General features: G+C 35.8%; 17 protein-coding genes, 3 pseudogenes and 1 other annotated feature. Of the genes and pseudogenes, 9 read left to right on the top strand and 11 right to left on the bottom strand.

Translation table 11 applies throughout. The features are described 5' to 3' along the window. Nucleotides 1-441: 441 nt before the first annotated feature. Nucleotides 442-3,435, bottom strand: coding sequence for a transglycosylase domain-containing protein (locus JUJ52_RS11265; RefSeq protein WP_205388709.1), 2,994 nt, complete (start codon nt 3,433-3,435; stop codon nt 442-444). Nucleotides 3,436-3,554: 119 nt separating this feature from the next. Further along, nucleotides 3,555-3,766 (top strand) — a binding site (T-box leader). 91 nt (nt 3,767-3,857) lie between these two features. Between JUJ52_RS11265 and tyrS the strand changes: the two genes are divergently transcribed. Together tyrS and JUJ52_RS11255 are read left to right on the top strand one after the other, a co-directional pair. Beyond that, nucleotides 3,858-5,126, top strand: coding sequence for a tyrosine--tRNA ligase (tyrS, locus tag JUJ52_RS11260; protein WP_026681461.1), 1,269 nt, complete (start codon nt 3,858-3,860; stop codon nt 5,124-5,126). A 267-nt stretch (nt 5,127-5,393) separates the two neighbouring features. Then, complete coding sequence (locus JUJ52_RS11255; RefSeq protein WP_226983528.1) at nt 5,394-5,564, top strand: hypothetical protein; 171 nt, start codon at nt 5,394-5,396, stop codon at nt 5,562-5,564. Nucleotides 5,565-5,677: 113 nt separating this feature from the next. Here JUJ52_RS11255 and JUJ52_RS11250 read toward each other — a convergent pair whose 3' ends face one another. Then, a complete protein-coding gene (locus tag JUJ52_RS11250) occupies nt 5,678-6,979 on the bottom strand; it encodes a hypothetical protein (protein ID WP_205388708.1) in 1,302 nt (433 codons plus the stop codon). 299 nt (nt 6,980-7,278) lie between these two features. Between JUJ52_RS11250 and JUJ52_RS11245 the strand changes: the two genes are divergently transcribed. Continuing rightward, nucleotides 7,279-7,677, top strand: a complete 399-nt coding sequence (locus tag JUJ52_RS11245) for a hypothetical protein (protein ID WP_205388707.1) — start codon at nt 7,279-7,281, stop codon at nt 7,675-7,677. A 300-nt stretch (nt 7,678-7,977) separates the two neighbouring features. After that, a pseudogene (locus JUJ52_RS11240) lies at nt 7,978-8,158 on the top strand (transposase); the annotation flags it as partial. A gap of 512 nt (nt 8,159-8,670) precedes the next feature. Here JUJ52_RS11240 and JUJ52_RS11235 read toward each other — a convergent pair. The 8 genes and pseudogenes from JUJ52_RS11235 to JUJ52_RS11200 form a co-directional block, all read right to left on the bottom strand. Beyond that, entirely contained in the window at nt 8,671-9,045 is a 375-nt protein-coding gene (locus tag JUJ52_RS11235; RefSeq protein ID WP_026681458.1) for a Na-translocating system protein MpsC family protein, read from the bottom strand. A gap of 169 nt (nt 9,046-9,214) precedes the next feature. Continuing rightward, nucleotides 9,215-9,506 (bottom strand): annotated as a pseudogene (locus JUJ52_RS11230) (DUF6407 family protein). A gap of 71 nt (nt 9,507-9,577) precedes the next feature. Then, a pseudogene (locus JUJ52_RS11225) lies at nt 9,578-10,118 on the bottom strand (carbonic anhydrase). A 61-nt stretch (nt 10,119-10,179) separates the two neighbouring features. Next, a complete protein-coding gene (locus JUJ52_RS11220; protein WP_205388706.1) occupies nt 10,180-12,804 on the bottom strand; it encodes a DUF2309 domain-containing protein in 2,625 nt (874 codons plus the stop codon). Further along, complete coding sequence (locus JUJ52_RS11215) at nt 12,804-14,336, bottom strand: NADH dehydrogenase subunit 5 (RefSeq protein WP_026681456.1); 1,533 nt, start codon at nt 14,334-14,336, stop codon at nt 12,804-12,806. Before JUJ52_RS11215 ends, JUJ52_RS11220 begins: the two co-directional genes overlap by 1 nt. 1,109 nt (nt 14,337-15,445) lie before the next feature. After that, nucleotides 15,446-16,621, bottom strand: a complete 1,176-nt coding sequence (locus tag JUJ52_RS11210) for a tyrosine-type recombinase/integrase (protein WP_228088975.1) — start codon at nt 16,619-16,621, stop codon at nt 15,446-15,448. Between the two features lie 109 nt (nt 16,622-16,730). Then, complete coding sequence (locus tag JUJ52_RS11205) at nt 16,731-17,168, bottom strand: ImmA/IrrE family metallo-endopeptidase (protein ID WP_228088974.1); 438 nt, start codon at nt 17,166-17,168, stop codon at nt 16,731-16,733. A gap of 15 nt (nt 17,169-17,183) precedes the next feature. After that, nucleotides 17,184-17,609, bottom strand: coding sequence for a helix-turn-helix domain-containing protein (locus JUJ52_RS11200; protein ID WP_228088973.1), 426 nt, complete (start codon nt 17,607-17,609; stop codon nt 17,184-17,186). Nucleotides 17,610-18,026: 417 nt separating this feature from the next. On the opposite strand from JUJ52_RS11200, the gene JUJ52_RS11195 reads away from it, so the two are divergent. Continuing rightward, a complete protein-coding gene (locus tag JUJ52_RS11195) occupies nt 18,027-18,293 on the top strand; it encodes a hypothetical protein (protein ID WP_121603815.1) in 267 nt (88 codons plus the stop codon). Here JUJ52_RS11195 and JUJ52_RS11190 read toward each other — a convergent pair. Next, the gene (locus JUJ52_RS11190) at nt 18,277-19,077 is read right to left on the bottom strand and encodes a TIGR02391 family protein (RefSeq protein WP_121603814.1); all 801 of its coding nucleotides are present in this window, start codon (nt 19,075-19,077) and stop codon (nt 18,277-18,279) included. The two genes, JUJ52_RS11195 and JUJ52_RS11190, sit on opposite strands and share 17 nt — an antisense overlap. Before the next feature lie 59 nt (nt 19,078-19,136). Here JUJ52_RS11190 and JUJ52_RS11185 point away from each other — a divergent pair, with 59 nt between their 5' ends. The 4 genes from JUJ52_RS11185 to JUJ52_RS11170 are packed head-to-tail and all read left to right on the top strand — an operon-like array spanning nt 19,137 to nt 20,600. Beyond that, nucleotides 19,137-19,853, top strand: coding sequence for an ORF6C domain-containing protein (locus tag JUJ52_RS11185; RefSeq protein WP_205388976.1), 717 nt, complete (start codon nt 19,137-19,139; stop codon nt 19,851-19,853). Between the two features lie 14 nt (nt 19,854-19,867). Next, complete coding sequence (locus JUJ52_RS11180; RefSeq protein ID WP_121603812.1) at nt 19,868-20,050, top strand: helix-turn-helix domain-containing protein; 183 nt, start codon at nt 19,868-19,870, stop codon at nt 20,048-20,050. Nucleotides 20,051-20,069: 19 nt separating this feature from the next. After that, the gene (locus JUJ52_RS11175; protein ID WP_205388967.1) at nt 20,070-20,342 is read left to right on the top strand and encodes a hypothetical protein; all 273 of its coding nucleotides are present in this window, start codon (nt 20,070-20,072) and stop codon (nt 20,340-20,342) included. A gap of 60 nt (nt 20,343-20,402) precedes the next feature. Further along, entirely contained in the window at nt 20,403-20,600 is a 198-nt protein-coding gene (locus JUJ52_RS11170) for a hypothetical protein (RefSeq protein WP_228088972.1), read from the top strand. The last annotated feature ends 1 nt before the right edge of the window (nt 20,601 follow it).

Below are 20,601 nucleotides of genomic sequence, written 5' to 3'. Positions count from 1 at the left end.
AGTTTTTTTTTAAAGATAAGGAGTTATAAAATTAGCCCATGTGGATAAATAGGCGCTTGTTGAGCAGCTTCCAGCTCCAGCGCCCAGAAACTAGGTGACTTCATGAATCGCCCCCTAAACTAAGTCATCATCGGCTCGCAAGCTCACCGTGATTCCTTTAACTCCGTTGGCTCACTCCAGTCGCTACGTTTCTAATCGGGCGCTTGCGCTTGTGGGTTTCCTGTAAATGAATCAGATAATGTAAATATTGTAAGTTGATCCCATATAATCTTCCTTGAGCTGATTCCAACTTTATCCTACCTTGAAGTGAGGTTTTTTTATAAACACCTATAAGCAAGGGAAGGTCTAAACCAATAAAAAAGCTTGCAAAGCATTTCGCTTTGCAAGCTTTAAAGAAAAGTAATGGGGGACTTTAGCCAAGTTCCTGACAAATACTGACGTCTAATTCATAGTTGCTTCAGGTATACTATTGTCAGTTGGAGTTTCTTCTTTATCTTCATCCCTAGGGACGGTATCCTCGTCATTATCTTTTTTGTTCGAATCAGGATCTTTTTTATCCGTATCCTTATCATCAACTGGTTTCTCGTCTTCTTCTTTATTCTTGTCCTTATCTTTAACAGTATCTTTTTCTTTACCTTTATCTGGTGTTTCTGGTTCTTTTTCTCCTGTATCACCAACGAGTAATTCTTTCGATGCACCTGATTCAAGACCGAAATAATCTACTGCTTTGACATGGTACCTAGCATCACCAGTGCCTATGTTAAAATTAGTTGAGGTTGTGCTGCCTACTAATGTGAATTTGTTACCTGGTCCAGTTGCCCGATAAATTCGGTAGCCAACAACATCCTTGCTTCCTGACTTCTTCCAAGTTAGTTTCTTTCCTGATTTTTTAAGAGATGTTGGTGCGCTTGGTGCCTTTCCATCATCCTTTAGCATGTCACCAGCGTCTTTATTAGGAGCACTAATTTTTTCCCATTTCTCTGTAGCAATGTTAGGAAATAGCTGGCTAATATCTGCTAATTTATCATAACCATTCCGTTTTAAGAATTCTGGATTAAATGCTAGACCATCACCTTTAGTAAACTCACTTGGAGTATTTGGGCCGGCAACTACTGCTTTACCGTCTACCATAACAATACTTCCAGTAATTAAGCTATCATCTTTCTTTGTAGGAACGAATTTGGCATTAAATAGATCCGACCTTACTAAACCAGCTTTTTCACATAGCTCCGATGGCAGCATTCCAGATATGGCGCAATAGCTTCGCTGGACGATTCCACCTGGACGTTTAAAGCTATTTGTCGGTGCTAGTAGCTCTGGATCAATGGCTGTTGCTTTATTCATTAATTGCGCCCATAACTTCATATTTCGTTGGCTGTAGCTTAGAGACATACTCGAATTATAAATGGAATGCGGCGTTTTATATCCGATCCATGTTCCAAAGGTTACATTTGGATTTGTTGCAACAAACCATGCGTCTTTGTAATCCTGTGAGGTCCCGGTTTTTCCTGCCCAATCCACGCCACCATAGTTTAGTTGGCCATTAAGAAAGCGAGCGGTTCCACTCGATATGACATCACGCATCATATCGATAGTTAAATAATTGGTCTGTGGTGTAAATACATCTACTGGTTTTGACTTATGCTCATAGACAACCTCACCATCATTTGTCGTGATTTTTTCTATCATGTAAGCATCTGCGAACTTACCATTGTTTCCTAAGGTTGCGAACGCATTAACATTCTCTTCAACCGATACATCCATTGTCCCTATTGACGCGGCAGGACCTCTATAATCTATTTCTTTCAGTGTGGTAATCCCCATTTTTTCTAAATATTTTTTTGCGGGATTTAAATGCAGTATTTTGGAATAGACTTCCGCCGCAGGAATGTTGTAGGACTGAGCCAATGCAGTTCTTGCTGAAACAATTCCATGAAAGCCTCCTCCATAGTTTCCTGGCTTGCCAGCTGGCCAACCTGGTAATGGTTTTCTTATATCTGCTAATACGCTACCAGGCTGGATTTTACCTTCTTCCATTGCTGGTGCATAGTCAAGTATTGGTTTTATCGTACTTCCTGGTGAACGGGTAGCCAACGTTGCATAATTGTATTGACTATCTTGGCCAAATTCACGACCACCAACAAAACTAATAATTTTACCAGAACTATTTTCGATTAACATGCCACCAGTTTGTACTTTTTCCGTAACCTCTACAGTTTCTCCATCAACGGTTTTCGTAAATGTACGATCAGGTCCATAGTATTGATAATTTTTTACGATATCCTGCCACTCTTCATAAATCTCTTTATTAATTGTTGTATGGATATGATAGCCGTTCACGCGTAGATTTCTTGAAGCGATCGATTGATATTCTTTTTCGAGATCATCATCTTTTGCAAGATCTTCTTCCGTATAACCATCTTGTTTAGCAAGTTGAGTAGTAAGAATTTCCTTGGCTCTTTTTTCAACTTCAAAGGTTAAGTACGGGTATTTTTCAATTGGTGACTTTGATTTACCTGTGAAATCTTTAGTTATATCATAAGCCATTGCCTCTTCATATGCTTTTTTTGTAATATATTCTGATTCGTACATCCGGTTAAGTACGGACTTCATTCGATTGATGCCTCGTTCTAAACTTTTCCCCTCTTTTAAATTCCCATCGCTAGTGAATGGAGTATAGGCAGAGGGGCTTTGTGGAAGTCCTGCTAAATAAGCTGCTTGGGCTAGATTTACATCCTTAGCGTCTACGCCAAAAACACCTTGTGCAGCTGTTTGAACTCCTGCAATATTATTTCCGGATGCATCTCGACCATATGGCACAATATTTAAGTATGCTTCTAAAATTTCATCCTTTTCAAAGAATCGTTCTAGCCGGAGTGCAAGTAAGATTTCTTTTGCTTTACGTTCAAACGATACTTCATTTGTTAAAATTTGATTTTTAATGAGCTGCTGTGTCAGCGTACTTCCACCAGTTTTTACATTAGAATTAAGTGCCTCTTGTAATACTGCACGTAAAATTGCTTTGGGGACAACTCCTTTATGCTCTTTAAAGTATTCATCTTCTGTAGCGATAACAGCATCAAGTAAAGTAGGGGAGATGTTCTCCAATGTTGTTTCTTCACGATAAAGATCCGATCGGACATCTCCAAAATATTTATCTCCTGCAAAGTACAGCTTGGACGTTTCTTCGTAGTTGTATATATCCTGTTTCATTACTTCATAGGATCTGACAGGTTCATCCTTCACTAGCGAAGCAAAATATCCTGCTCCCACTCCACCGGCAAAAAACATACCAATTAGGCCGATAACAAGAAAAAATAGGATAACATTCCAAACGACACTATATGAAATACGTGAAGTAGTCTGGATTTTTCCCGTTTTCCAAATAGATTTGGCTTTTTCAAAATATGTATGAAGCCGTTCTTTAAAATTCATGGCAAAACCTCCTAAATTCCTTATTCATTATAGCATATTCACTATTTAGGGTATATTAAATTTTGATTTATTATTGCTTTTATGAAATGAATATGATATGAATATATAGTAATAGGATAAACGATGCTGAGAAAGAACGAAGTAGTTTTACAAATCCCTATTTAGAGAACTGGCGGTTGGTGAAAGTCAGGAATATTTGTAAAATGAATTACATTCTGGAGCATTTTCTTTATGGTGTAATAAAGAAACGGTGGCGACACCGTTATCAATCCCAAGTGGCAAGCAATTGCAACAAGGGTGGTACCGCGTGTGAATATAACTCGTCCCTTTTTGAGGGAGGAGTTTTTTTATTTTTTTCATTGGAGTAAGCAGTACAAGCATATTGAGCTAGAAAGAAACAAAAATGATGGAGTGTGAAGGAATTGAATATTTTACAGGATCTAGAAACAAGAGGACTTATTAACCAAGTAACGGATAGAGATGGTTTACAAAAGCATCTAGCTGAAAATGAGGTTACATTATATTGTGGGTTCGATCCTACTGGTGATAGCTTGCATATTGGACACTTGGTGCCAATTACAATGCTAAAGAGATTCCAAAAGGCTGGACATCGTCCAATTGCTCTCATCGGTGGTGGTACGGGAATGATCGGAGATCCAAGTGGACGTAATACAGAGCGTTCCCTAAATGAAAGCGACGTAGTGAAAGGGTACAGTGAAAAAATTAAACAGCAAATTGCTCGTATTCTTGATTTTGACAAAGGAGAAAATCCAGTAGTTGCAAGAAATAATCATGATTGGCTAGCAAGTATGACTGTTATTGACTTTTTAAGGGATGCTGGTAAACATTTTGGCATCAATTACATGCTTGCAAAAGAATCGGTATCTGCGCGTATTGAACAGGGTATCTCGTATACAGAATTTAGTTATATGATTCTGCAATCCCTGGATTACATGAAATTAAATGAAGAAGAAGGATGTACGTTACAAATTGGTGGAAGTGACCAATGGGGAAATATTACCGCAGGAATGGAACTAATTCGTCGTTCAAGAGAAAATGAAAATGACGAAATAAATGTTTTTGGACTAACTGTTCCATTAATTACGAAAGCGGATGGTACTAAATTTGGTAAAACAGCTGGAGGAGCAATCTGGCTTGACCCAGAAAAAACATCTCCATATGAATTTTATCAATTTTGGTTAAATACAGATGATCGTGATGTTATCAAGTTTCTCCGCTATTTTACATTTATTTCTGAAGAAGAAATTGCAAGTCTGGAAGACGAAATTAATACGCAACCAGAAAAGCGCGTAGCTCATAAGCGGTTAGCTGAGGAAATGACGCTGATTGTTCATAGTAAAGAAGCATTAGAACAAGCACAAAAAATATCAGCATCTTTATTTAGTGGAGATATAAAACAACTTACAGCAAGTGATATTAAACAGGGATTTAAAGATGTACCAACGTATAAAGCAGAATCGAAAGATATGAATTTAGTTGATCTACTGGTTGCTGCTAAAATCTCTCCATCAAAGCGACAAGCACGTGAGGATATAGCGAATGGTGCTATTTATCTCAACGGGGAACGTCAGCAGGACGTGCAATACGACTTGCAAGTGGATGATCGTATTGAAGATACATTTACTGTTATACGCAGAGGAAAGAAAAAGTACTTTCTTATTACGTTTTAAAAAATAATAGAAGCAATAAGTATTGTAAATTAATGATTAGTTTGAATAGCTGTCGAGAAATTCTTTTCGGCAGCTATTTTGTGTGTCCGGCTTCCCTTGGCTGCTACCATTTGGTATATATGGAGATATGCTAAAAGGGTGTAGAAGATACATCAAATAGTATCATTGGCGTGGATAAGGATAGTAGAGGGAGGCAGCATCATGCTGTATTTACAAGCAGACATAAGTACCTGCTCATTTTTGTAGCAACCAGCTTAGGGTATTTTGTTGACGAATCTTATTTTTCCAACATCCGGCATATTAATGGCAAGTCTCGCTGTAGCAAATGTGCCATGGACGAAGTGGGGAAGGAGGGTTTTACCACTATTTTTAATTTGGTTAGTCATTGCCATTCTGACGTTGACAATTGGTGTATGGATTGATTGGGGACCATTTTAGAAAAAAATAACGTAATGAAAAACGATAAATCCATGTGGAATTTCAAATCCTACATGGATTTATCTATATGCTTTTTTCCAGCCTATATAGTTAGGAGGTACAATTTGCCTTCTTTAGATGGTTTGTGACTCTACAGTAAACCCAACTACAGAACATAGGGAAAAAGCAAAAATCTCTGAGGGATTCATTAGATCATCGACAAGAAAAACAAAACAGTCTTTTACGTTTAGTACATATAAAGATAGTGGAGTAGTTAAGCCAGTTATTGATATGTTGACAAGTATTCCAAATCGCGCAGCACATGCAAGCTCATCACCCATTGCTTTTGCGCAACGAGGACAATTACAGTCTTTCTGATGGTCATCACCATGTTCGTTCATTTCACGAGCAACATCTATTATAAAATCTAAAGCATTTGGGCTTTCTGTAGAGTTTTCCGCTCTTATTCCAGCAATATCGCACAGTTGCACAGTTGTGCTGGGAATTACTTCAGGTTGTGAGGCAGGTTTAAGTTTAACGATACAGCAGTCAATAATATCGGTGATAGTCTGATTTTCAATAGGGTTGCTTAGTGATGTTATGGATGAGATGTATAGATCTACTTGCTTAGCATCAGTATCCGTAGTTGTGGTCTGAAAAGATTGTAACATTTCTAGTAAATTACATGAACATATGGTGCAATTGTCACAATCAGGTGAACATTTCCTGTTTTTGCATCGTTTGCATTTACACTTATCTTTACGATCATCGTGTGGTGGGAAAAATGGAAAGGGAACACAATCACCACATTTTACATTTACAGTTACTCCGTCCACATCAACAGGAGTTGATATGGTTTGATCATTTTCCAACGGAGATATATTTGTATGTCCTTCATTAATTTGATCTCCATTTCTTTGGTCACCATGCTCCTGATTTTGAATTTGCGGCCCTTGATCTTGATCACCCTGATTTTGGATTTGACCACCATGTCCTTGTCCTTGCTGTAGTTCTTGATTGCCTTGGCTCTGTTCTTGATCCTGATCGCCAAATCCTTGCTCTTGCTGTTGCTGCTCGTCACCTTGACTTTGTCCTTGGTCCTGATCGCCAAATCCTTGCTCTTGCTGTTGCTGCTCGTCACCTTGACTTTGTTCTTGGTCTTGATCGCCAAATCCTTGCTCTTGCTGTTGCTGCTCATCACCTTGACTTTGTCCTTGATCCTGATCGCCAAATCCTTGCTCTTGCTGTTGCTGCTCATCACCTTGACTTTGTCCTTGGTCCTGATCGCCAAACCCCTGTCCTTGCTGTTGCTGCTCGTCACCTTGACTTTGTCCTTGGTCCTGATCGCCAAATCCTTGCTCTTGCTGTTGCTGCTCATCACCTTGACTTTGTTCTTGGTCCTGATCCCCAAATCCTTGCTCTTGCTGTTGCTTCATATCTTTATGACATTGACATTCTAGCTTATGAAAACATTTTTTACAGAATTGTCTTTTACATGGAGACTCTCTTTTGCAGTCACAATGTTTAAAATGTTTACAGCACTCATTACAAAAATCGAGCGAGTTTTTCATGATTTTCTCTCCCTTAATAGACATTAATCGTTATGTACAATGTATTCAGGGGGAGTATTCACTGTATAGACACTTGTTCAGAAAATATAGAATGCTTAGGTGTCACATCACTATATAGTTACATATGGTAATGATATATCAAACTTTAGGAGGATGGATTGCTCATGGATCATACGGAACAAGATTCGATGGGGGCAAAAGAAGAAAGTAAGTTTCAGTATAGTAATCAGTCAAAGCAACTATATGGAGAAGCTATTCAACAATATAAAGCAGATTTAATAAATCTGATGAAAGCACAAAAAGATGAACTTAAACAGAATTTAAAAAAACAGAGGATGGATCTGAAAAATAAGTTGAAGGAAATAGAGGTTACATCTTTGGAGGATGATATACGTGAAAGTAAGTTAAATGAGAGCATGGAAAGCTTAGAAATGAGAATTATGGATTGGCTTAAGGATCAGTTAACATCTTTGTCTAACTCTCTAAAAGAAGAAAATATGCTGATGGAAGAACGTTTAAAAAGAGAAATAGAAGCACTTCAGAGGTATAACGAAAAGGAATAGGTGAAGTTAATTATATAAAGGTTTGGGACATTTAGAAGGATTGGTAAATAAGTGAGTAAGTTATTCTCAATCTATGGTTATGAATTAATTCATTATCAATGCCGATTGTTAAATAGGGTCACCGTACAATTTATTTTCTAATAATTTCACGTGAATACATCACGTTTAAAAGGGGCTGGAACAAAACCCGAGTAAAATAAAAATTCGTGGGACGACATCTTAATGTGGAGTCCCAATATTTTTTATGATTAATTTCAAAATTTAATATAAACAAAAAGGATCCCCTTTGATAGAATTAAAATGGTTTTGCCTTTAGATTTAGAAATAAAATTGGATAAGGATGATATTGCTTCACCGTGCATGATATGGTTGAACAATACCAGATGATGCGTTTACTAGTTTTTCGCATGACACAGGCTGCCCCGCTTATTACCCCAAAATGATGATGAAAATTATTCTATGTGCTTATACAATCGGTGTTAATATTAATAACGATATAATAAATTTTGTAAACCATGCTATGTATTTTGCTCTCCATAAGAATGGGCAAGTATTGTCCCTCATAGTCTTGAAGTTACCACCACTATCTGTATTTGGCATTTAATGAATGCTATATATGGCAGTATATTTTTTGAATAAAAAAGAGAGCCAAAATATGCAGAAGTGAATTAAAGCTTGCAAATTTTAGACTCATTAATATTACTATTTATTGTGGATAGCACCCAATTGCACTACCTAATCTTTGCACGTTGTACTGTGCAATAACAATAAAACAAAAATAAGCGAAAGTTGATAAACACATCCGCTTATTTCTATATCGTTATTTATGCATTGTTACAATAATCTCTATACTGTCCAAAAAATCATTTATATATTATTTATAGTATAAAATTAGAATAACTAATATGTCTCAGCCTGCTCGAATAGGTTATCGAAGACATTATAATATAGTATTGTTTACTAACAAATTATCATTTACAAGGTTACATTCCTTTATTTCTTTACATTAAAATTTTTCTCAAGATCATTAAATAATTTAAATACCATCACTCGTTCACCTGTACGAGAGCTTATATCAGTATGGAAACTTTTCACTTCTTCTCCCGTAATAGTTAATATAATATCCTTAAGATCTTCTATACCTGATTCAACTAATTCCGAACGAGTTTTCTTTATAGTTAACATTCCCTCTTTTGTTTCACAAACGCTATATTCAGCTGGTGTTAAAATACCTTTTAGAATTACAATAATCATATCTCTTAATATATCTGTCTTAACTGATACAGACCCCCGCCCAAGAAAATCCTTTTCCCATTGAGTAATTGCCTTACTTATCTCAGATTCATAAGAACCTTTAGATATTTTCATATATACTACATCTCCTATCAAACCAAAAAATTGGTTTATTCCATATGCTTTTAAGTCTTTATATCGCTTTTCATCCTTATAAAATAAAGCAGAGCGCCAGTCGTCAATCCTGAATTCGAAAGTCTAAGATGCATGCTATATTGACAAAATTGATTATTCTAGCCATCCATTAATAATCCCTCATAACATAACCTTCATATACACCTTCAATATTTAATTCAATTTCACTGTTTATTGAGACTTCAATAATTTTAGATAATATGTTTTCGTCCATAATAGAGTGTATATGCAAAAAATTGAATGCTACCTAAATAGGTTTCCTCAACTTCCTCATAAGATTTTAAATTATAAAATCAATTGCTTTTCTAATTATCTTTTTAATACATTCCATATTTGCACAATCAAACATACTTTATTTCTTCTTTTGTTGCAATTACAAAATCAGTTAAATTAGAGTCCATTAATTTTTCCTTTCAGTAAATATGAAAACTAGTATAGAGCTAAATGATTTATTGCTCCTAGCTTCTAATTCTTAAGGAAATGACAAGTGATGATCAGGTTAGGTTTGACACTGTTTTATTAGTAGGAACCTCCACAATTGAGAATTTTCCATCATAATTATTTATTATTAAACCTCGAACTTTAAAATGTGACGGAACTAATGGATGATGACGAATGATATCAACACTTTTTTCGATATTGTCACTACCATTTTCTTTTCCATTTAGCCATTCATCGACCGTACCACCTGAAAATTCAGGCTTACTATTTTGAAAAAGATAATCTAATGTTTGTATTTTGTTTTTCGTTGATTCAAGTTGAGTTGATACATTAACTGTGGAAGTCCTCTTATCTTTTGTTCCTACTACAAAAATTTCCTCAACATTTTCCTGATAAATCGCAATGATAATAGACCTCATTATATCTCCATAAGGATGCAAGATTACGGAGCCATAGCTTTGTATAGTTAGCATGTTTTCTGCTCGAATATTCGTTACTTCTTGTAAAATAGGCTCCAACCCGTTTTCCATGTCCGTTAAAAATAGTGCTTTTTTATTTTTATCTAAATTCATATAGTACACTCCTTCTTTATGTTTATAAATTGTTATTTAAGTAGTAACTAGTTGATAGTAGTTACCAATTTACCCAGCGTCCATCTGGATCGACACTAGCAAGTCGAACCCATCCATTTTGAACTTTTTCTCGAAATACTGAATCATTATTTAATAGCCGTTTTACATATCCGCTAGGTGCTTGGATGACAATCAGCAAACGAAGAGGAGAATGATAAACCTCGTGATCTGATTGCATGACTGATTGCCAAGGTAGTCCAGCTAACAAGTCACTTGCATTCCCCTGCATAACACCAAGACCTGCTGTAACGGTTTGAGTTGCTTTATTTCCACTACCATAATAGTGAGGTGCGACCGTTGATGCGTAATATTGAAGATTAATCCATTGGCTCACCGTTCCTGGTCCTGCAATGATGTTAGCTAGGAGATCACCACTTTCATCCTGATTCCAATCATAATTATGAAGGAAGGCCCTACCTTCCAAGTCACAATCCTGAGTTAGTTCACGTTGGCCGATAATAAAAGCAGCATTACGAGCTAATCCCCATTCCGGACGTATCTCACTCCAATCTTCCGCAAATCGGTGTGCCTCAGCCTTAGGATTTTTAAGTTCCTTTTTAAAATTCGGTAATTGGGCTAGACGTTCTGCATTTGCATTACGGCTCACTTTCGGCATTATAGCTTCGATACGGTCAAATGCTTCCTGTGCAGCTTCGGAAAGTTCAGGAACATAAATCCAATGTAATTCATCCACTGTTGTTTTATGCTCAGCGGCTACGAAAACGGTGTCCTCAGGAATTTCAATTCCTTCAGAAGAAAGTTCCTTTCTTACCTCTGGAAGGTTGCATAAAGTGGCTAAGGCCCTAGCGTTGAATCCACCTGCCGCTCCACCGCACGCACCACATTCAAGAGCTGCAGCATAAGGATTGTTGGTACTTTTACTACTATGTCCGCATATTACGATTAATGGTGAGAAATTCTTTGTTAACCCCATCATTTTCAAAGCTTGACGGGCATAATTCACTTTTTCTTCGTCAGAAAAACCAACAGGCATCTCCGCTTCTAGATGATGAACATGATTAAGCGAGAGCGTTGTATTAGGTTTGCGTAACCAAGTCTCACGAAGGTTACGAATAAAACGATCTGCTCTTCTTGGTACAAAGCTACGTGATACCATTTGGAGACTAAGCCAAGGTCCACTTAGCTCAGGTAAAAGTAAACTAGCAAGTACATTCTGTTTCATCGTTTTAAATGTATAGCTTAAGGAAGTAACTGCCTGCTTACGTTGTTGATATAATTTGAGTTCATTTTCATCAGCAGTCTCTTTTATTTTATGTTGAGGCTTTAGTATAACCGGCAAGGAAGAATGGCTATGATCGCTACCAAGTTCACTAGTTGCTATCGGTAATCCAAAGAAACCAGCAATTCCAATCGTTTCAAACGGACCTTCTTTTTCAAGTTGACGACGAAAAGGTTCTGATCGTACATCAATGCAGAATGCAAATTGAGCTAGTGCAGATTTTTTGTCGATGATCTTCCGTTGTTTAGAGATAATCTGCTGACTTAATCGATCTGTGTGTGTTTGTTCCCAAGCTTCTAACCAAAGTTTCCTGCGAAGCTTCTCATCAAAGCTGTAGGCAAATGATAAATATTCGTTTTGTTCAGCGGCAGACATCTGTGACCATTCCTCGATTGTAAGGTCCCCCCAATGGATCCACGCTGCTATAAGGGGAGCAATCGAAACTTTTTTCTCAGGTCGTTGATTGGTCAAATGTAGATAAGGCTTTAATAGAGCCCACTCCATGGAAATTCGAACTGCTAAATATTCTGTTAGGAGTGAATGTTCATGGCTTGATTGTCGGGAGCGCCAGAGCATCATTCCTGCCCACCCAGGTAAGGAGAGCAAATGACCTTCAAGATAAGTCTGTATTTCTGAATTAGGGATTTCTAGCGCGAATAACGCTTTTTTTAAAGCCATATGTGCCTCTTTTGGCCAACCTTTTAAACTTTTACGTTGAATTTTATTAAGTGCCGGATCATATTGAATAAGACGCTGCCACGCACGATAGAAACCTTCATCACGGTTTGGCATTGTCCAACCTGCCTGTGAGTCATCAAGGTATAATTTACACCACTTGATGACATGATGATCGAGAATATTGACTAACCTTTCACCATCTTCATTCGCTATATTCGAACTTATTGGTTGGATTAAAAAATTATCGATACGATCCGTATTCAGTCCACTAAATTCATCTGCCAATTTCTCCAGTTTAAGTGATGATAAAAGGTTAGAAGGTAATGGATCTAATTTTAGTGCAGCATGACAAAATCGCTCTGCCACGTTCCGTGGGATATTATAGGAATGGGAATCAAGCCAATGCTGTAGACCCATTTTCACAAAAGCTTCATCAATCTCACCTTTACTCTTTGCCGAAAGGATCATAGAAGCACTAGGGTAGATATCAATATCACGAGTTTTATTTAACCAAGCTGCAGTCTGTTCAAAAGATTGCTTTTCAAGTCCCGCCCACGGATTACGTGCTGCAAATGCAGAAATTGGCCAAAGTGGTGCAATTACTTGACTAGCAGATTCTATTAAAACGTTAATATTACTTTCTTGATGATTAATATTTGTATCTTGCTTTTTTACATTTTCTTTCGTTAATACAGATGTTCCGTTCATCACCGATTACCTCCTTGAGATAAATATTGTTTAAGGTAGTTTGGATGACTTTCTACTAACTTTGGTTTTGCTTCACCTAATCGTACTAACCAAAGATAAAGTATTGCGAAGGAAACAGAAGAACGATTACGAGCAACCCATGTACCCATCGCAATACCAAATAATAAGAGACATACGACAATGATGACAACTGACATTGGAGGTTGAACACTTTGGAAAACGGTTGTGCGTAACCACTCATAGAAGAGATTATGAATGATAAAATAAACAATGGCTGCTCCTCCTAAAAATGATAAGCCAACAATTCGACCAATTCTCCCCTTTCCAAAAGCTACGAGCTGTGTCCAAGAAACGGACAATGACCACCCTAAGATTAACGCACTAATCAATTGATACCCCTCTAAAGGAGCCATGAGCCAATAAGCAATCCCTATAACTAAGGCTAATGTCCGACCTGCCATGATCCATAAATAGGATGACCTTTCATTAACGGGAGTCGATACTTCGAAACGACGTACTGCCGAACCAGCCTGTAAAAACAGCGTAGCTTTGAACAAACCATGTAAGATAAGATGAATAATGGCTGCTACATACGCACCTAACGCACATTGAATGAACATAAACCCCATTTGCCCGATCGTAGAGCCTACTAACTGACGTTTATAGTCAACCTGTACTAAACTAATTCCATATCCAATCAATACAGAAAAACTTGCAAGAATAAGTAAAATAATCGAAGCTATATCACCATTAAAAAGAGGAGAAAATCGAGCTAGCATAATCCCACCTGCATTTACTAAACCTGCGTGCATAATCGCTGAAACAGGAGTTGGAGCAACAACAGACTCAATCAACCACCTTTGGAAAGGCCATTGGGCCGCAGGAATTATCACTGCTAATACAATCAATAAATTAACCCCTGTTCTCTCCCATGCTCCAAGTTGAGCTAAACTTTCATTTGTTAGAATTAATGATAACTGCCATTGACCTGTGACTTGAAAAAGCCAAATTATCGCGAATAATAATGAAAACCAACTTAATATAAATAATCGACCAGAAACCTTGGCTGCTTCACTTGCTACTTTCCATGCACGGTTTAACCTTATAAGTAAGGTTAAACCGACGAGAGTCGCTCCCCAAGATATGACCATCAAACGGAGATCAGCACTTAAACATGTAATTGAAGCAGCACCTGTAGTGAAAGTAAAAAGCGTAAAATACTTTCGATAAGAACGATCTCCCATTAAATAACGTACAGAAAAACGCTGAATGATCAATCCAATTGTAAGAACAAAGAAAACCATTAACCAAGCTAAGGAATCTAGGTACCAAAAACCATCGCCTCTATTCCCACTGTTATTAGTGAGAGCCAATAAGGAAACTAAAGATGGTAAAGCCACGATACCGATATGAATACGAACAAAACTTAATGGTATCCGTGGGTGTAAAAACAAAAGGCCACTAAGTCCAGAAATAACAAGCATAATAAAAAATAATGATAACAATGATGATGAACTCAAAGAACCTAACACAAAACATTCTCCCTTCTAAACGGCGTTAACACATTAAAAATTACTTTTAGAAAAGGTCATATATCTTTCTAAAAAGTTATACATTTTATTTACTCCATTACGATTATTGAATAAATTTATACTTACTCAATAAAAAAACCGACAACTTCAAAACTTAATGATGATTTAAAATCATTGAGTCTTGAAAATTGTCGGTTTTACTTCAACTAACTTCAACAAAGTTTTTTGAAGAACTACCTTTTTATAGGTCATATTACTTTATGTTTTAACTAAATTCTAAGAAAACATCGGTATAACTTTAATTTAGTCGCTGATTATGAAATAAATCGATTTATGTTACTCTTTCCCTTTATATTAGGGTGCTTTTTCATCCAGTCAATATTAAATATTAAAAGAATGCTAAAGGCCTAATTATTTAAATAGGCAAAAATAAACATTGCCGATTATTAAGTTAAGTATAAGATATGCCAAATTTTAAATATTGTCAACAAGAAAGTCGCCATAAACTATTTCAATGAAATTCAACTTAGTTGTTGGAACACAGAGAATGAAGTATCAATTTCTTCTCTTATAAACAACATATTTAACGTATTAGTTAATACATTCCTTTACAAACTGATCAAAAAAAGTTGTTTGTTGCACAGTATGTGTCTACTACGCAATATAAGAGTTACTCCCACAATACGGCTTGTTTGTGAAAGACTGACCTTATTTGAAATCAACCCAATTTATATACCAACTATAATAACATTTTTGATTTCAAAAACTATGGCAAGGAGGTACATATCACTAGAAGGTGTAATCAAATAATAGATGGACTACTACATCTATATTTCATCAGTCAGCCCGCAACACATGTAGTGAACTGATCTTTTCTTTCCATCCCTTCATCCATGCCAGTAATTTATTTGATCCCAAAATAGGCTCTAATTTAGTTCATTATCCTGCATCATTTTGCAAAGTAGATAAAAATAAAAAACCCTTTAAACGTTGATACAACAACATTACAAGGGCTTTTTGTGCATTACTTTGCAATCTAAAAGGATTAACGAGAGTAGAATTAAATAGTTTCCGAAACCCTAGTATATATAGTATTTGAAAACTTCATTTTAAAAAGCTCCCCCAGAAGCTCCCCCAATTTGTTTTAAACTGGCATTAAAAGCAGTGACTGCTTCTTCTTCTAATTCTTTAAATGTATGACCGTAAATGTCAAATATCATTTGCGGGGTATTACCTAGTCTTTCAGCAATAACTTTAACCGGGATCCGCTGACTAATTAAAAGGGTAGCATGTGTATGGCGTAATCCATGTAAGCTAATACTTTTAATTCCTGCTTTTTTGACAGCTCGCCTCATACCGTATAGAACTGTGGCGTCTGATACAGCTCTTCCAGTCTGGAATGACATGAAAACAAAATCATTTCCCTTTATACGCATCCCATATTTAAGTTTAACTTTCTTGCACCATTTTTTATATTTTTCTAATTGCGCAATTGCTATATCATCAATTAGAATAGTTCTATAGCTGTTTTTAGTTTTAGGGGTACGAATACCTTTATTATCTCTTGTACGCTCTACAGTGATTGTTTTAGCATTAAAATCGATGTTGTTCCATTGTAGCCCTAAGGCTTCCCCTTTACGTAATCCAGTGTAAGCTAAAGTAAAGATAAAAGTATAGTTCGTATCATTCTCATGTTCCTTAGCAGCTGCAAGCAATTTACTTAACTCTTCTGCAGTTAGAAAATTATCTTTAGGATCATCTTGTGGAATAGAAATTTTATTAAATCGATTACGAGGTAAAATCTCGTCATCGACTGCTGCATTAATGGCCACTTTAAACAACCTGTGAAATAACTGAACCGTACTAGGTTTGTACTTTTTCTCAAGCAATTTGTTGATAAATACTCGCTTGTAAGTTGTTTTATCCAGCTCCACTAACTTATATTTCCCTAGGAGTGGTTTCATTTGATATTTAATAGCTAATTCTCTTTGTTTTCTTGAAGTGACTTTCCAATCGTTCTTATGAGTTTCATACCAAATATCTAGCCATTCCGCAACCGTCAAATTAGAGTTTTCTACTTGCTTTACATTACCATTCAAAGTATTTGCTTTGACATCTAGTAATGCTCTATAAGCTTCACTTTCTGTTTTAAAACCTTGCTTATATTTTTCCCTTCTTTTACCCAAGGCATCATAATACCTGTGCCTATAACACCACAACTTTTCTTTTTTTGCATTAAAGTAGTAATACAATTCCTTATCCTTTTTGCTGTTATACAATTTCATTGTTATCTTTCCCTTCTTTTGCGCGGACAGGCGTTCAAAATAGGGGAGGAAGATATCAGTTTCATATTTGTATTGGAATCACCTCCTTAAATAGATCGTTTGTTCGGTTTTAATGGTAAAAATTTTTAAGATGCAATACTTCATTAGGGATTCCATACATGCCGCCGATCTCATTAATGGTCATGTTGGTATCCTGATGTTCGTAAATAAATTTGTCAGGAAGTAATATCTCTACAGCAAGCTGATTAGCTTCTCTTTCAATCTTACCAATAGGATACAGCGTATTGCTTCTTAAAAATGGAGTATTTGATCCAGGGTGTAATATTGCGTGTGAAAGTTCGTGTGCAGCTGTAAATTTTTTGAGTAGTTTATTTAAGTTCATGTTAAGAACGATAAATTTATTTTTTCTATTATATTTATAAAATCCCATGATTTCCTCATGCATATCTCTTTCGCAAACAATAACGTTCATATATTCAGCGAGAAGGAAAGGGTTATTCGTGTCATATTTATTTATTAGATTTTCTGCAATTTCTTTTACATCCATTTAATCACATCGCTTTTAATCTTGATTTTTTCGTTTGTTATATGGAATATATTTTTTATTGATTTTAGTAGTTTGCCTTTCAATGAATTCGAGTGCTTCTAGTAATGATTCTTTTGCTTCGTCACTCATAGGTTCACCTGAAAACGCTAAGCCATCTTCTCCTGTGCCTTCAAATAAATCTTTCCTCATTTTCTCCATTCGTTTTGCAATATCTCGTTCGTCTTTTTCTGTTAAATCATTATTTTTGATATCTGTTCGACCTAGTAAATAGTCTATACTTACGTTGAAATAATCTGCAATTGATTTTAATTTATCTAGACTAGGTGAAATTCTCTTCCATTGATATATTGTATTTTTTGGAATTTCAAGTTCTTCCTCTAACTTTGCAACAGTGATTCCTCTTTCCTTACATAATTTCTTTACACGCTCTAACGTATTCATATCAATATATCCTTTCGTTTATACACAATAACTAAAAAATAAATTAGTTAAATGCGTTGACAACTAATAAATAATTTAGTAAAGTGTACATAAGCTATTCAATTAGCTAAAGGAGACAATAAAAAATACGACCTATCTAAATACAATTTTTGCGTTGGGGAACGGATTAAATGTATTGTTGCAGGCTTTTTAAAGTCTTATTTAGCTATGCCTATATACTAATGTATTTTTTAGTTCAAGTCAACAACTTTAGCTAATTAATTAGCTTTCCATAAAAACATTCACACCTAAGTTTCAAAATCTAAACGAGCGGAGTAACGCCAAGACCTATCAATTGGGATAGTGAGCGACGCCAATAGGTCACGCCATGACTTTAGGTCTTGAAACTTGGGTGTGAGTGATAAAGGAGGGATGAGAGTGAGTGATAAAAAAAATCCCACCGATAAAACGGAGGGAACTTTAAGTTCAGTAGTGTTGAAGTGTGAACACATTAAATACTATCTCACCGATTATAAGTTAACAATATCACTTGATAAAAGCAGTGCGATGCTTTTCGTGGATCGGGATTTAGCTAGAGATTATGCAACTAAAGTTGAGAATTATTATTCGGAATTAATGAATCTCGAAGTATTAGGCTTTACAGAAGAATACGTAAATTTTCTAGAGTTTAATAGCCTGTCTTAAATGTTTCATCTAGCCTTCGATGAACATAAGAAACCATGGTTAGTACATCTAAAGCATCTTTTTCTTCAATAGCCCATTTTACTTTTAATTCATGAGCATGAGGGTTTCTTACCATTTTAATTAAACCGATTAATAATGATCTGAACCCCATTAATTCATTTTGCTCACTAGAAGTTTGGTATTTATTAAAACTAAGTATTGGCTTTTTTTCATTAAAAGCTTTCATAACTAATGGAATACCATCTTCATGAAGGTTAGTTAATTCTCTAATACGGTCAAGGAGACTTTTTACAGCTTCAAATACAGCATGAAAATAATTTTCTTGTAAGTACTCTTTTTCACAAAACATCAAAAGATTACTGTGGATGGTTCTTAGAGTTAATTTTCGTTTCAATTCATTAGCTCGGGATTGAGCTTCATCAAGAGTTTCAGCTTTATTAACTACAATAACTTTACCAGAGTTATTTAATTTTAATCCATTTAGGAGGAGAACTTTATTAAGTTTTAACCTCATATTGCTAAAAGATTCAATATCATCAATGAACCTTGAAGGCTCCATAGCATTATGAATAAATTGAACAACATTATTTGCACTGTTTTGTTTGTTCTGGATGTTTTTAAGGTGGTAATCCAGTCTTCTCCATTTTGTATGAGTTGAAGGATCATCAATTCCAATCTGCGAAAGTAGTCTGGTTAAATCACTTCCAGAAACTCCTTCATTAGTATCGGCTATGATTTTGGAGATAGCTTCAATCTGATTATCAGTAAATTTAGGAATAGCCAAGTAAATACACCTCTCATCACTATTAATAGGAACATTATACCAAAGAAAGGAATGATAACATGTCAGATTTAACAATTATTAACCACAATGATCAACGGGTTTTGACGACAAGTCAGTTGGCTGAGTCTTTTGGATCGGAATCGAAAGTAATCAATAGAAACTTTCAAAGGAATTCCGATCGATACACTCACGGTAAGCATTACTTTGCATTAACAGGTGAGAGTTTAAAAGACTTTAAAGGGTCACGTCAACTTGACGACACCCTAAAGTATACATCTGTATTATATCTTTGGACAGAAAAAGGAGCATGGTTACATGCTAAATCATTAAATACAGACGAAGCTTGGGATGCTTACGAAATGTTGGTGGATGAATATTACAACGTGAAAGAACAACAACAACCACAATCATTAGAAATTGCTCTTCAAGCAGCACTAGAACATGAACGCGAAATTAAGACGATAAAGTCAGACGTGAATTATCTGAAAGACAGTATGCGTGTCGATTCGCTCCAACAACAAGAAATACAACAAGCTGCTAAATATTCAGTAGTGCAAGCATTAGGCGGTGGGGATTCTGCTGCTTATCACGAAATGAGTAAACGTGTATTTTCAGCATTCTGGCGAGAGTTTAAGCAGTATTTTAAAGTACCTCGTTATGGCGACATTCCAAAGGCGAAGTTTGAAGAAGCTATTCGTTTTGTTGAATTGTGGCGACCTAATACATCGTTACAAATTGAAATAGATCATTGCAATAGTCAAATGTCATTGACGTGAAAGGAGAAATAGTTATGTCGAACGATTTAGCAGCAAAGGTTAAATCAGAAATGTATAAGCAAAATATTACTCAAAAGTGGTTAGCAAAAGAGTTAGGGGTTTCGAGTCCGTACGTTAGTGACATCATTAACGGACGAAGAACTGGTCCGAAAGCTCAACAGCATGTTAAACACATTAGAAAGATTTTAGGGATTTAACAGAAAGGAGGTTTCCTAATTGCCAATAGCAGAAGTCAATATTGATGTAGATCAATCGGAAATAAGGGAGTACATCAATGGAAAATTAGATGAAACATTAAAGAAATCATTATTTGTTTGGGATATTGAAGAAATGTCGAAAAGAACGTGCATGAGTAAATCTTTTTTAGAAAATGAATTCTTACATGATCCACGGATGAAACTCCTGGAGAGAAGAAAGGAAAAAGGGAAACGCTTTTGGTTTTATGAACAAAGTTTAGAAGTAATGAAAGAAATTATGAATGAATGGTAATCCAAATTAAGCGCGGACAGGCGTTGAAATTATCTTTTTAGTTGAAGGAAGTGAACCAAAATGACTGATCCTAATCAATTACATTTACAGCTGTTACAAAAGAGATTTGACGACATTTTAAATAATCATCCAGAAATACGTAAACAGCGTGCTGAATTATTGCAGCAAGACATGGAAATGCTCTTTTCATTACCAGGTGAAAAAGCACACTCAGGAATAGCGGAATTGTATATAAAGGTTAGCGAAGTAGCTAATTAAC

Origin of the sequence: Virgibacillus sp. AGTR (assembly GCF_016919725.2) — a bacterium.
Classification (GTDB): Bacteria; Bacillota; Bacilli; order Bacillales; family Amphibacillaceae; genus Virgibacillus; species Virgibacillus salarius.
Note: the sequence above shows the minus strand (reverse complement) of the source record. Positions and strands in the feature narration are given on the sequence as shown.